This window comes from Bradyrhizobium sp. 31Argb (assembly GCF_043638955.1).
Lineage (GTDB): Bacteria > Pseudomonadota > Alphaproteobacteria > Rhizobiales > Xanthobacteraceae > Bradyrhizobium.
In genome coordinates this window covers 1-12,852 of sequence record NZ_JBEGDB010000229.1, presented here as the reverse complement: position 1 = coordinate 12,852, position 12,852 = coordinate 1, and the positions used below count along the sequence as shown (strand labels likewise).

10 protein-coding genes and 1 tRNA gene are annotated in these 12,852 nt (G+C 64.0%); 5 read left to right on the top strand and 6 right to left on the bottom strand.

Annotation, left to right across the window (positions count from 1 at the left end; genetic code table 11):
• Positions 1-71 precede the first annotated feature (71 nt).
• The 5 genes from AAFX91_RS31290 to glmU all read right to left on the bottom strand — a co-directional run bounded on the left by AAFX91_RS31290 (position 72) and on the right by glmU (position 5,113).
• Positions 72-332, bottom strand: coding sequence for a hypothetical protein (locus AAFX91_RS31290; RefSeq protein WP_394569180.1), 261 nt, complete (start codon positions 330-332; stop codon positions 72-74).
• Between the two features lie 4 nt (positions 333-336).
• Entirely contained in the window at positions 337-546 is a 210-nt protein-coding gene (locus tag AAFX91_RS31285) for a hypothetical protein (RefSeq protein WP_394569179.1), read from the bottom strand.
• 103 nt (positions 547-649) lie between these two features.
• Positions 650-1,432, bottom strand: coding sequence for a DUF502 domain-containing protein (locus AAFX91_RS31280; RefSeq protein ID WP_394569178.1), 783 nt, complete (start codon positions 1,430-1,432; stop codon positions 650-652).
• 92 nt (positions 1,433-1,524) lie between these two features.
• Positions 1,525-3,351, bottom strand: a complete 1,827-nt coding sequence (gene glmS / locus AAFX91_RS31275) for a glutamine--fructose-6-phosphate transaminase (isomerizing) (RefSeq protein ID WP_394569177.1) — start codon at positions 3,349-3,351, stop codon at positions 1,525-1,527.
• 403 nt (positions 3,352-3,754) lie between these two features.
• Entirely contained in the window at positions 3,755-5,113 is a 1,359-nt protein-coding gene (gene glmU, locus AAFX91_RS31270; RefSeq protein WP_394569176.1) for a bifunctional UDP-N-acetylglucosamine diphosphorylase/glucosamine-1-phosphate N-acetyltransferase GlmU, read from the bottom strand.
• Positions 5,114-5,292: 179 nt separating this feature from the next.
• Between glmU and AAFX91_RS31265 the strand changes: the two genes are divergently transcribed.
• Positions 5,293-6,630: a hypothetical protein gene (locus tag AAFX91_RS31265; protein WP_394569175.1), complete on the top strand. Its 1,338-nt coding sequence runs from the start codon at positions 5,293-5,295 to the stop codon at positions 6,628-6,630.
• Positions 6,631-6,726: 96 nt separating this feature from the next.
• Entirely contained in the window at positions 6,727-7,107 is a 381-nt protein-coding gene (locus AAFX91_RS31260; RefSeq protein WP_130584095.1) for a hypothetical protein, read from the top strand.
• Here AAFX91_RS31260 and AAFX91_RS31255 read toward each other — a convergent pair.
• Positions 7,067-8,692 (bottom strand): beta-(1-6) glucans synthase, encoded by a 1,626-nt coding sequence (locus tag AAFX91_RS31255; protein ID WP_394569174.1) that lies wholly within the window; start codon positions 8,690-8,692, stop codon positions 7,067-7,069. The two genes, AAFX91_RS31260 and AAFX91_RS31255, sit on opposite strands and share 41 nt — an antisense overlap.
• A 244-nt stretch (positions 8,693-8,936) precedes the next feature.
• On the opposite strand from AAFX91_RS31255, the gene AAFX91_RS31250 reads away from it, so the two are divergent.
• From AAFX91_RS31250 to AAFX91_RS31240, 3 genes are all read left to right on the top strand, one after another.
• Positions 8,937-9,527: a beta-1-3, beta-1-6-glucan biosynthesis protein gene (locus AAFX91_RS31250; RefSeq protein ID WP_282527156.1), complete on the top strand. Its 591-nt coding sequence runs from the start codon at positions 8,937-8,939 to the stop codon at positions 9,525-9,527.
• 189 nt (positions 9,528-9,716) lie between these two features.
• Complete coding sequence (locus AAFX91_RS31245; RefSeq protein WP_394569173.1) at positions 9,717-12,395, top strand: glycosyltransferase; 2,679 nt, start codon at positions 9,717-9,719, stop codon at positions 12,393-12,395.
• Between the two features lie 257 nt (positions 12,396-12,652).
• Positions 12,653-12,728: transfer RNA gene (locus tag AAFX91_RS31240), tRNA-Lys, on the top strand.
• Positions 12,729-12,852 lie beyond the last annotated feature (124 nt).

The following is a 12,852-nucleotide window of genomic DNA, read 5'->3' as shown; positions in this document are numbered from 1 at the left end:
AGAAAGGGATCAGGAGCGGTCAGTTTCCAACTAACAAACCGGTTCAAGCGGTCCCGCTCCGCGGGTCCATTTCACTGGTTCTTGCCGGAATCGCCGGTCAACATCGCGTGGACGATGACATTGGAGCCGCATCCCGATCTCGTCTTGAGGTGGAGCATGTAAAGCACCGAACCATCGAGGTCGTAGGTGTTGATCTTGCCGATCTCGGCAACGTCCTCCTTCGCAAGGATCTCGCGGTCGTCGAGCTCGATGGTCGCCTGACGCGTCATGTCGTTGATGAAGGTCACGAGACGGTGGCCCTTGAAGAAGGCGTCGCCGGTCTTTCGCTTCATATCATCAGCGCTTGCGGTCCGGATCGCCATCGAGGCGAGCAGCAACATCACCCCGGCGAGAACAACCAGCTTCGTCCGCAATGAGCGACAGGCAAAACGCCATCCACAACCCTGCATCGATATCGCACCCGACGCCCGGCAAGAAAACCCGGGCTTTCAAGAATAAATTGTCGGTGCAATCCGGGCCACCGAACAGGCGGTATCCGGTTGACACCGGAATGGCTCGCGCTCCCCTGCGCAGCAAGCAGTTCCTGTCACAGGCTAACACGGCGAATCCGCTGCAGCGTGACGATCAAATGACAGCAACCGCTGCGAGATTATTCTACCTTCGCAGGCGCGGGCTTCGGCTGCAGCGCGGAGGCGGAGTTGGCGATGCGGGCGGCGTTGGCCACACCGGCGAGCGCGGCCATGCGCTTTGCATCGCCGTTGCCCGGCTGCACGACGCCGGCGGACATGATCAATGTCGCGGCGTCCTCGGCGCTCAGCTCGACCTCGATGATCTTGCTCTTCGGCACGTAGAAGAAAAATCCGGTGGTCGGGTTCGGCGAGCATGGCAGGAACACCGAAATGTGCTCCTCCTCGCCCGGCAGGCTCGCGGCGATGTTCGCGCTCGGCGACTGCGAGATCAGGACGATCGACCACATGCCCGGCGAGGGAAATTCGACCAGGCCGACGCGGCGGAAGCTGGATCCGTTGCCCGAGAACAGCGTCTCGAACACCTGCTTGAGGCCGCGATAGATCGCGCGCACCGCGGGAATCCGCCCGAGCAGCCGCTCGCCGAGATCGACCAGCGTCCGCCCGATCAGGTTCGCGGTGAGGAAGCCGAGCAGCGTCAGCGCGATCACCGCGACGACCAGTCCGGAACCGGGCACACCGAATGGCAGGTAGGTTTCAGGACGATAGGCCGAAGGCACAAACGGTCGGACCAGGCCGTCGACCCAGGTCACGAACCACCAGGTGAGATAGAGGGTGATCGCCACCGGCCCCGTGACGATCAGCCCGGTCAGGAAATAGTTGCGGAAGCGCGCCATCAGGCCGCGTGGGCCGTCTGGCGAGGGGTGTTCCGGAGGCAGGATTGGAGGCGAATTGTCGGGGTTCATTATGGTTCCAGGTCGCAAGGCGCAGCCAGAATCTCCCAGCTAAGCCATCCTAGCAGGTTTTTGAAGGGCCAACGTAATCCGGGCGGTTGCGACTATTCGACCGTAACCGACTTCGCGAGGTTGCGCGGCTGGTCGACGTCCGTGCCCATGACCACTGCGGTATGATAGGCGAGGAGTTGCACCGGAACGGCATAGACTATCGGCGTAAAGGCCGCCGCCATGTCCGGTAGCACAATCGTGACCAGGGAATCGACGGTCGCCTCCGCCGCCCCCTTGGCGTCGGTCATCAGGATGATGTTGCCGCCGCGGGCTGCCACTTCCTGCATGTTGGAGACGGTCTTCTCGAACACCTTGTCGAAAGGCGCGATCACCACGACCGGCATGTTCTCGTCGATCAGCGCGATCGGCCCGTGCTTGAGCTCGCCGGCGGCATAGCCCTCGGCGTGGATGTAGGAGATTTCCTTCAGCTTCAGCGCGCCCTCGAGCGCGAGCGGATAGCTGGTGCCGCGTCCGAGATAGAGCACATCGCGCGACTTGGAGATCTCGCGCGCGAGCTTCTCGATCTGCGGCTCCGTGGTGAGCGCCGCCGCGATCAATCGGGGAACCTCGACGAGGCCGTGCACGAGCCTGGCCTCGTCCGCGTCAGACAGTTCGCCGCGCGCCTTGCCGGCGGCGACCGCGAGCGATGCCAGCACCATGAGCTGGCAGGTGAAGGCCTTGGTCGAGGCGACGCCGATCTCGGGGCCCGCCAGCGTTTGCAGCACGGTCTCGCTCTCGCGCGCGATCGTAGAGGTCGGCACGTTCACCACCGAAACCGTATGCGCGCCCTGCTCCTTCGCGTAACGCAACGCGGCCAGCGTGTCGGCAGTCTCGCCGGATTGCGAGATGAAGATCGCAAGATCGCCTTTCCGCAAAGGCGCCTCGCGGTAGCGGAATTCGGACGCGATATCGATCTCGACCGGCAGGCGCGAGAACCGCTCCAGCCAGTATTTCCCGACATAGCCCGCATAATTTGCGGTGCCGCAGGCGGTGATCGAGACGCGCTGGATATCTTTGAAATCGAACGGCAGCTTGACCGGCAATGTGACCCGCTCGGTCGCCATGTCGATATAGCGGGCGAGCGTGTGGCCGACCACTTCCGGCTGCTCGTGGATTTCCTTGGCCATGAAGTGGCGGTAGTTGGCCTTGTCGACCAGGAATGCCGATGCGCCGGATTTCAGCACCTCGCGGTTGGCGACCGCGCCATGCTCGTCATAGATCACGCCGACTTCACGCGACAGCACCACCCAGTCGCCGTCCTCGAGATAGCTGATCGTATCGGTGAACGGCGCCAGCGCGATCGCGTCCGATCCCAGATACATTTCGCCGTCGCCATGCCCGACCGCGAGCGGCGAGCCCTTGCGGGCGCCGATCATGAGGTCATTGTGGCCGTTGAACAGGAACGCCAGCGCGAACGCGCCGCGGAGCTGCGGCAGCGACGCCTTCACCGCCTCCTGCGGCGAACTGCCCTTCAGGAGGTAGGAGTTGACGAGATGGGCGACGACCTCGGTGTCGGTTTCGCTGGAGAATTTCGCGCCCTGCTTCTCGAGCTCCTGGCGCAACTCGCGAAAATTCTCGATGATGCCGTTGTGGACAACAGCGACATTGTCCGTCGCATGCGGATGCGCGTTGCCCTCGGTCGGCCGGCCATGCGTCGCCCAGCGCGTATGCCCGATGCCGGTGTGGCCATCGAGCGGCTCGGCGCGCAACCGCGCTTCCAGGTTCTTCAATTTTCCTTCCGCGCGCCGCCGCACCAGATGGTCGCCCTCCAACGTGGCGACGCCAGCGGAATCGTAGCCGCGGTATTCGAGTCGCTTGAGCGAATCGACCAGTTGCTCCGCAACCGGTGTCCGTCCGAGAATGCCGATAATGCCGCACATGCGGATCAAAATCCCCAAATCGCCGAAAATTTGCCAAACCGACGACACGCTCCCTTAACGGGAAACGCGGGCACCAACAAACTCAATAATTATTGCGGATTGAGACAGTGTTAAAGGGAAGATTAACGGGTGAGTTAAGGACATATCCAACCTGCCCCTCCCGTTCGCCGCCGTCATTCCGGGGCGTCCGAAGGACGAGCCCGGAATCCATCAGGCCACAGGCGCAAGCGGAGAAATGGATTCCGGGCTCGCGCTACGCGCGCCCCGGAATGACAGCGTCGTCCTGACGAAGGACGGGACGACATCGTAAGGATGGGTGGAGCGCAGCGAAACCCATCACTCGCGCGGCTTGCTCCATCGCGATGGGTTTCGCTGCGCTCTACCCATCCTACTGACTACGGCGTCAGCTTCCCTTCGCGGCCTTCGCTTTCATCTTGATCTCGCGATAGCGCGCGGCGCCGCCTTCGCGGACGGATTGCGGGCTGCGTTCGACAGCCATCGCATCGTCGGGCACGTCCCTGGTGATGACGGAGCCCGAGCCGATATAGGCGCCGGCGCCGATCTTCACGGGCGCGACCAGCGAGGAATTGGTGCCGATGAAGGCGCCCTTGCCGATCAGAGTCTTGTGCTTGAGGAAGCCGTCATAATTGCAGGTGATGGTGCCGGCACCGAGGTTGGAATTGGCGCCGACACGGGCGTCGCCGACATAGGAGAGATGGTTGACCTTGACGCCCTCCTCCAGGATTGCGGCCTTGGTCTCCACGAAATTGCCGATCCGCGAGCCGTCGCCGAGCGAGGTGCCGGGCCGCAGCCGCGCATAAGGACCGATCGAGACCTTCTTGCCGATCGTGGCCTCGACGATATGCGAGAAGGAGTGGATCACCGCGCCGTCGCCGATGGTCACGCCGGGGCCGATCACCACGAAGGGCTCGATGGTGACGTCACGGCCGAATTTGGTGTCGGCGGCGAGATAGACGGTCTCCGGCGCGATCAGCGTCACGCCGGCCTCCATCGCAGCCTTGCGCAATCGCGCCTGCATCACGGCTTCGGCTTCGGCAAGCTGCGCCTTGGTGTTGATGCCGCGCACTTCGTCTTCGCTGGTCTCGATCACGACGGCCTCCAATCCCTTTTCACGTACGATGGCGACGGCATCGGTCAGGTAATATTCGCCCTTGGCGTTGGCATTGCCGATCTCATCGAGGATGCCGAGCGCCTTGCGCCCGTCGAACGCCATCACGCCGGCATTGCACAGCGTGATCTTGCGCTCCTCGGCGCTGGCGTCGGCCTGTTCGCGGATCGCAACGAGCTTGCCGTTCTCGACCACCAGCCGTCCGTAGCCGGTGGGATCGGCGGCGCGGAAGCCGAGGACCGCGAGCGCGGCGCCATTCTTCAGCGGCGCACGCAGTCGCTCGAAGGTTTCCGCCGAGATCAGCGGCGTGTCGCCAAAGGCGATCAGGAGATCGTCGGCTCCATCAGCGATCGCCTCGCGCGCCGCCAGCACCGCATGGGCGGTGCCGAGCCGCTCGCGCTGCACGAAGGTGCTGGCATCGGAACGGATCCGCCGCGTTTCATCCGCGACCGCTTCATGGTCCGGCCCGACCACCACCGCCAGCGAAGCGCCTTCGCCATTCGGCGCGGCACGCAACACATGGGACAGCAGCGACTGGCCGGCGACGGGATGCAGGACCTTCGGCAGCGAGGATCGCATCCGCGTGCCCTCGCCGGCCGCGAGCACCACCGTCAGGCTGGATCGAGCAGTCATCAAAAGCCCTCAAATACCGTGCGCCGATCGCCACCAATCGCGCCCAGCCGTCTTAATTGGTTTCCCCGGGAGAAGAAACCTATCCGCCTCCCGTGACAGCCCGGATTCAGGTTCCCGGCGCATTTCCTGTTAATCTTTGCGGCGTGATTCGGCGGGCCTTGAGGAGGGCCAAAGGGGTTTTGGCCAAAGATCCTGACAATCTGGCAGGCGATCTCGGCGCGGAAAGCACCGGCGGTTTGTTCACAGGCCTGCTTGCCGAGGAAGACGAATTCGACCGCCGCACGCTGTGGCGCCTCGGCTCCTGGGGTTTTGCCGCGGTCGGCGCGGTCACGCTCGCGGTCCTCGCCAACCAGTCCTCGCTCGGGTGGCGGCGCGACCAGGTTGCCGGCGCCGAGGTGGCGCGGCAGACGCAGCAGATCCAGATGCTCACGAAGGAGAGCCAGAACGAAGCGCGGCGGCTTGCGTCCGCGATCGAGACGCTCAACTCCGACCGCGACCGGCTCTACGCCCGCGTCACCGTGCTTGAGCAAGGACTGGATTCGGTTACCGGCGCGATCACAAAGCAGAGCACGGCGGCCGCGCCACAGCCCGCCCCCTCGCCATATCCAGCGTGGGTGCAAGAGCCGGCAGCGCAGCCTGCCTCGGCCCCCGCCCCGGTCGTGGCCCCAGTCGCGGCAACGACACCCGCTCCAGCCGCGCCCGAGAAACCGGCCGCCGAAAAGCCCCCGGTGCTGGCTTCGGACAAGCCGCCGGCCGCTGCGAGCGAGAAGCCGCCCGTGGAGAAACCGCCGGTCGTTGCTGCCAACACAGCGCCTGCCGCCCCTGTGCCAGCCAGCAATTCGGACCCGGCCGGCACCCCGGCAGCGTCATTGCCCGCGATGCCACTCGTCGCCGCAAAGTCGATGATCGGACCGCCCGATCCTGCCGCGAGCAAGCCAGTCGAGCCGGCCAAGCCCGCTGCCACGGTCACCGCCAGCCCCATGCCCGAGGTGGTCGCCGCGGCGCCTGCCGCCGGTGACGCGGAGAAAGCGAAAGAGGACGCTAGCGCGCCGAAAGCCGAGGTGCAGCATACCGAATTCGGCGTCGATCTCGGCACCGCCAATTCGGTGCCGGGGCTGCGCGCGCTGTGGCGAGGCCTGTTGAAATCGCGCTCGAACGCGCCGTTGTTCAATTTGCGCCCGATCATCGTCATCAAGGAGGGCGCCAACGGGCTCGGCATGCAGCTTCGCCTCGTTGCCGGCCCGCTGCGCGATGCCGGCGCCGCGGCGAAGATTTGCGCGGTGCTCGCCGAGAACGGCCGCGCTTGCGAAACCGCTGTTTTCGACGGTCAGCGCCTGACGCTCAAGGACGAGCCGCCGCCGGCCACGACAACTCCCAACAAACCCGCACCACGCCGGCACGCAGCACCGAAACGAGCGGCGGCAGCTCCGGTGGTGGTCGAGGAGCCGCCGAAGAAGCCGGAGCCACCTTCCGCGGTCTCGGCGATCACCTCGATGTTCGGTCGCAAGGAGCAATAATGGCGTGACCGCAAGACATTGCGGCGACATTTTCACTCGCTTTCACGCCGCCTGAAGCGGCTTGTCCTGATCCTCTTTCCCGACCATATTCGCGCGATGACAAAGCCTCCGTTCCGCCTCACACCCTATCAGGTGCAATTTCTGCTGATCGTCGGTTTCCTCGCCGTCGGTTACGCGCTTTACCTGCGCTATCTCGTGATCGAATTCTCAACCGTCGCGCTCGCCTGCGATGCGGGCCTGCAGACCATGAACTGCAAGATGCGGGTGCTGGCGACGAGCCTGTTCCGGAATTCCGTGTTCGGCATCGTCGCGCTCGTCATCGCGACCCTGCACGTGCTGCGGCCGTCGATCGTCCTGATGACCGGCGGGCTGATCGCGGCGGGGTTCGGGATCGTGCTCTACAATGTCGCGCTGTCGGGGATCGCGATCGGCCTGCTCATTTTGGGCTTTGCCCGACCCGCGCCCGCCACAGCGTAAGCGCCAGCAACACATACATCGCGCAGGTCCAGACCGACTGCCAGTTGTCGGTCCCCTCGTTCAGGAAGGTATAGCCGGCCGCGACCAGCAGAAGGCCGGCAAACACGGCCTCCGCGATCGGCCTTACGCCCTCCTGCGGCCGGTTGAGCAGCATCAGCAGCGCAAACGGCACCACAGCCATGGTGAGCGAGGCGAACGGAAAGTCCTTGTAGCGCGGGTCGAAAGTGAACCCGAGCGCTGTTTCCGCCCCGATCACGGTCGTCACGATCAGCGAAAGGCCGAGCAGCGCTGTGAGCAAGGTGCCGTGCCGGTACTGGCGCGGCCCGAGCAGTTCGAGGAAGGTCGGCAGCGACTTCCCCGCCATCAGCGCGTGAGCCGACAGGATCGGCGCAAAGACGGCCGCCGCAAGCAGCGTTCCCCACTGCACCCAGCCGCCGGTCCCGTAGCTCTCATAGATCATCTTGTCGATGGCAACCCCGAGCAGGATCCCGGCGCTGGTTGAGGAGATGCCGACCGCGATCCAGGACATGATCCGCGGCGCCCATGGCCGCCGCCGGACCGCCAGCCAAGCCACGAGGAAGGTGACGAAGCCCAGCCCAAGGCCAGCGCCCATGTACCATTTCCAAAGCGGGTAATTGCTGATGGCGACGCCAGGCGGGTACTTCACCACACGGTTGACGGAGTCGAACAGGCCCCAATAGCCGCCGACCGTACCCTCGAGCAGGCGCTTCCAGGGCTGGTCATAGGCCTCGATCAAGTTGACGCGGAAACCCTCGCGCTTGGCGAGATCGAGGATTTCCGAGACGATCCGCGCCTGGTTGGTGCGCGACGGCAGCGCGCCCTCGCGCATCCTGCCCATGCTCGGCCAGCCGGTCTCGCCGATCAGGATCTCCTTGTTCGGGAACGCCACAGCCATCCGCTTGCGGATGGCATCGACATGGGCGGCGGCGAATTTCGCCCGCACCGGCATGTCTTCCCAGTAAGGAAGGATGTGAATGGTGACGAAATCGACGGCGTCATAGACCTCGCGGTTGCGCAGCCAGAATTCCCAGACATCGGCATAGGTCACGGGCACCTGGACCTGCGCCTTGACCGCGCGGACATAGGCGGCGAGATCCGCGGTCGTCATTTCCCCGCGCAGCAGCACTTCATTACCGACCACCAGCGCCGTGATCACGCCCGGATATTGTTTGGCGAGCCCGACCGCGACCGCAATCTGCGTCTGGTTCTTGATCCGGTCGCTGCCGAGCCAGATGCCCTGGATGACCTTCAGCCCGACCTTCGCCGCGATACCCGGTACCTGGTCGAGCCCGTTCTCGATCGAATAAGTGCGCACGCACTCGGTGACCTTGGCGAGATCAGTCAGATCCTGCTCGATCTGCTCGGCCGGAATGTGCGTGGTGCGGATCAGCGGCGTCTGGGTGTCGCGGAACGGCGCATAGGAGACGCATTGCAGCTTTGCATTGGGATCGATCGGCGCGCGCGACAACGTAATCGGCGTGGCGAGCCACCACCACACGGCCGCAATCATACCCAGCGATATCAGGAGAAGCGCCAGTGGCGTACGAAGAGAAATCAGTTCCATCCTCCGGGGACCGTCGATTAACCGGTCAGGCACCGTCTGCCAAGAGCACGAGTCGGGCAATACCAAGGTTGTCCTGCGACAGTTTTGCGCTGGTGCGATAAAGTTGTGACTTTGCTGGACAAAATCTGAAATACCGGTCATGGGATTCCGCCAGCGTCTCCGCCGCACTGGAGACCTATTTGGACGGCATTACGCCATGGCCGTTTGGGATGATTTGTTGGGCGGGAAATCGATCGGGGAAGGTATGGGTGGACGGGTGCTTCAGTTCAAAATCGCGGTCTTGCGCCATTTCGCCACTGCCGGCCTCGCGCTTCTGATCGGTACCGGAGCCGCTTTCTCCCAAAGCGGCACGCCGAATCCGCAGGAACAGTCGAAGCAGGGAAACGCTCCGTCCGACGCCACCAAGGACAACCAGCGTAAGACCGACGAATTCGTCGAAGCCACGCAGGCGATCAACGGCCCGGCCGGAAACCCGGAATGCGTCTGGCTCGGCCGGCGCGTGGTGCGGCTGATGTGGCTTGACGACCTCGATACCGCCTTCCGTCACCTCGACCTTTACGACCGCTTCGGCTGCCCCGGTGGTCATGTGCAGGCGACCTTCCGATGCCTAACCCGGTTCGGCGCTACCATCGACGACAAGGTGCCGCGCAGCCTCGACGGCCGCATCCATGCTTGCTGGATCAACCCCGGCGCCCAGCCACCGGCGGCCGCGGCCGCCGCGGCGGCAGCGCCCGCCCCGCAAGCGTCGCCCGCCACGGCTGGCAACGCCGCGCCGGCGCCCGCCGCCTCACCTTCTCCTGCGCCGTCCGCCTCGCCGTCGCCGGCTGCGAAATAACCGCCTTCGACTTTGGAACGATCGCGACTTCCGTCATTTGAGCTGCGTGGCGCCCTCAAAACGCCATGCGGTCATATCAGTTGTGGAATCGCGTGGCAGGATTATCTTGCAGTTTACCGCCATGTCGGTCGAACCTAGGGGACGGGTTCGCTTTCTCCTTCATAGCAGGCCCCGTATGGTTTAGCCGCGATGCGCGCTGTCGCCGCCGTTCTGTTGCTTGTTACCGCTGTGCATGCCGCGCTGTGGGGCCTTCTCCAGGAGAAACAGCAGGCTCCTGATTTCCGCGGCATGCTGCCGAGCGTCTCCTATGCGCCGTTCGCTGGCAGCGCGCATCCTGACGTCGACAATATCCCCCAGGCCGAGAAGATTCGCGCCGACCTAAAGAAGCTGTCGACGATGACGCGCGCGATCCGCCTGTACTCGTCGACGGGCGGCGTTGAACTGGTTCCGCCGATCGCCGCCGAATTCGGCTTGAAGGTCATGGTCGGCGCCTGGATCGACAAGAACTCCGAGCGCAACGAGCGCGAGATCGACGCCGCGATCAACCTCGCCCGGCGCAACAGCAACGTGATCGGCGTCGTCGTCGGCAACGAGGTGATCTACCGCGGCGAGCAAAAGATCGACGACCTGATCGAGATGATCAAGCGCGTCAAGAAATCGGTCAATGTCCCCGTCACCACTGGCGAAATCTGGAACATCTGGCGCGACAATCCGCAGCTCGCCAATTCCGTCGATTTCATCGCCGCCCACGTCCTGCCCTACTGGGAGAACTTCACCGCACAGCAGGCCGTCGACCAAGCGGTCGCGATGTTCCAGCTCCTGCGCGACCAGTTCCCGGGCAAGCGCATCGTGATCGCCGAATTCGGCTGGCCAAGCGCGGGCTACAATCTCCGGAACGCCGAGCCCGGTCCGTTCGAGCAGGCCTCGGTGCTGCGCAATTTCGTCACCCGCGCCGAAGCCATCGGCATGGATTACAACATTGTCGAGGCGATCGATCAGCCCTGGAAATTCTTCGAAGGCGGCGTCGGCCCGTATTGGGGCATCCTGAATGCGTCCCGCGAGCCGAAATTCGCCTGGACTGGGCCGATCGTCAACGAGAACTACTGGAAGCTCGCGCTGCTCGCCCTCCTCGTCGGCATCCTGGTGTCGCTGCCGATCCTGCGCCTGGAACGTCCGACGGTGATGCAGGCTTTGATGCTCTCGGCTGCTGCCAACGGCGTCGGCGCCTGGGTTGCGACCGTCTTCGCCTATTGGGCCGGGCACTATTTCGTGTTCGGCTCGGCATTCGCGATGACGCTCGGCCTGATCCTTCTCGTCCCGCTGATCCTGATCGCGATGGCGCGGATCGAGGAGATCGCCGATGTTGCCTTCGGCCGCGGCCCCCACCGGCTGATCCAGAAGAGCGCAGCCGTTGCGCCCGCCACGATTGGCGAGCAGGTCACCTTCCCCAAGGTTTCGATCCACATCCCCGCCTATTTTGAGCCGGTGGAGATGCTGAAACAGACGCTCGATGCCGTGTTGCGGCTCGACTACCCCAATTTCGAATGCGTCTGCATCATCAACAACACGCCAGATCCCGCGTTCTGGCAGCCGATCCAGGATCATTGCCGCGCGCTCGGCGAGCGCTTCAAGTTCATCAATGCCGAGAAGGTCCAGGGCTTCAAGGCCGGCGCCCTGCGCATCGCCATGGACCGCACCGCGGCAGACGCCGAGATCATCGGCATCATCGATGCCGACTATGTCGTGCATCCCGACTGGCTGAAGGACCTCGTGCCCGTCTTCGCCGACCCGCGGGTCGGCTTGGTGCAGGCGCCGCAGGAGCATCGCGACGGCGACCGCTCGCTGATGCACTACATCATGAACGGCGAATATGCCGGCTTCTTTGACATCGGCATGGTCCAGCGCAACGAGCACAACGCCATCATCGTGCACGGCACGATGTGCTTGATCCGCCGCGCCGCGATGGACATGGCCGGCGGCTGGTCAAGCGACACCATCTGCGAGGACACCGATCTCGGGCTTGCCATCATCGAGCGCGGCTGGCTGACGCATTACACCAACCAGCGCTACGGCGAAGGCCTGTTGCCCGACACCTACGAGGCCTTCAAGAAGCAGCGGCACCGCTGGGCCTATGGCGGCTTCCAGATCGTGAAAAAGCACTGGCGGCGTTTCCTGCCCGGCGCGAGCCGGCTCTCGCCCGACCAGCGCCGCGAATTTTCGCTGGGCTGGCTGAACTGGCTGGGCGCCGAAAGCCTCGGCGTGCTGGTCGCAATCCTCAACCTGATCTGGGTGCCGATCGTCGCCTTTGCCGACATCGCCATCCCCGACAAGATTCTGACGCTGCCGATCATCGCCTCCTTCGTCGTCTCGCTCGTGCATTTCGTGGCGCTGTACCGGATGCGGGTAAAGGTGAAGGCCGGCCAGATGCTGGGCGCCATGATCGCGGCGATGAGCGTGCAATGGACGGTGTCGCGCGCCGTGGCGCAGGGACTGATCACCGAGCACCTGGCGTTCGCCCGCACCTCCAAGGGCGGGCTGTCGCGGATGTCGATCGAATTCCAGGCGTTCTGGGAAGCGGTGATCGGCGTCCTCCTCTTGGTCGGCGCCGCCGTCCTCATCGCCACGAACGGCTTCAAGCAGGTCCACGAGATCTACATTTTCGCCGGCGTGCTGGTGCTGCAGAGCCTGCCGTTCCTCGCCGCGGTCGCGATCGCGATCCTGGAGAATTCGCGCATCAACTCATTCTCGTTCTGGCGCAACAGCGCCATCCGCACCGCGGAACTGATCGGTCTGCGCCCGGTCGCCATGCCCACGATCGCCGCTCCTTCCCAGCAGGCCGCCTCCGAAATCCGCCGCGACACGAACTGAGGCGCTATCCGGCCGTGGATTGATTTCGCGGCCGGACTTGAAGGAGCGGCGCTAACCACCAGCTATCCCAAGGGAATCCCGGGCCCGACGATCGTACATCTGCCGTGCTTTGCGCTATTGACCCATCGGCCCCCGCCCCCTACACAGCGCGGGCTGGAGCATGATCCGGAAAAGCGGGAGTCGGTTTCCGGCGGATCATGGTCACACAAGAGCTGGAACGGGATGACGGCTTCGAGCGTCGTCACGCTCCAGGAAGTGAGCGCGTAGCTCAGGCGGTAGAGCACGTGACTTTTAATCATGGGGTCGTGGGTTCGAGTCCCACCGCGCTCACCAAAAAGTCCTATACATCACAGCAGCTTAACCTCGTGTCGGCTAACAACCCCTAGGCCGTGTGGACTCTTGGGATTCTCAAATCAGATTGAACGTGATTCAAGGCTTTCTTTTAGGAGGAAGCCTT

Bases quoted from the DNA above. Each gene is read 5' to 3' on its own strand.
- AAFX91_RS31290 (WP_394569180.1), bottom strand. From the start codon at position 332: ATGAAGCGAAAGACCGGCGACGCCTTCTTCAAGGGCCACCGTCTCGTG.
- AAFX91_RS31280 (WP_394569178.1), bottom strand. From the start codon at position 1,432: ATGAACCCCGACAATTCGCCTCCAATCCTGCCTCCGGAACACCCCTCG.
- glmS (WP_394569177.1), bottom strand. From the start codon at position 3,351: ATGTGCGGCATTATCGGCATTCTCGGACGGACACCGGTTGCGGAGCAA.
- glmU (WP_394569176.1), bottom strand. From the start codon at position 5,113: ATGACTGCTCGATCCAGCCTGACGGTGGTGCTCGCGGCCGGCGAGGGC.
- AAFX91_RS31260 (WP_130584095.1), top strand. From the start codon at position 6,727: ATGACAAAGCCTCCGTTCCGCCTCACACCCTATCAGGTGCAATTTCTG.
- AAFX91_RS31255 (WP_394569174.1), bottom strand. From the start codon at position 8,692: ATGGAACTGATTTCTCTTCGTACGCCACTGGCGCTTCTCCTGATATCG.
- AAFX91_RS31250 (WP_282527156.1), top strand. From the start codon at position 8,937: ATGGGTGGACGGGTGCTTCAGTTCAAAATCGCGGTCTTGCGCCATTTC.
- AAFX91_RS31245 (WP_394569173.1), top strand. From the start codon at position 9,717: ATGCGCGCTGTCGCCGCCGTTCTGTTGCTTGTTACCGCTGTGCATGCC.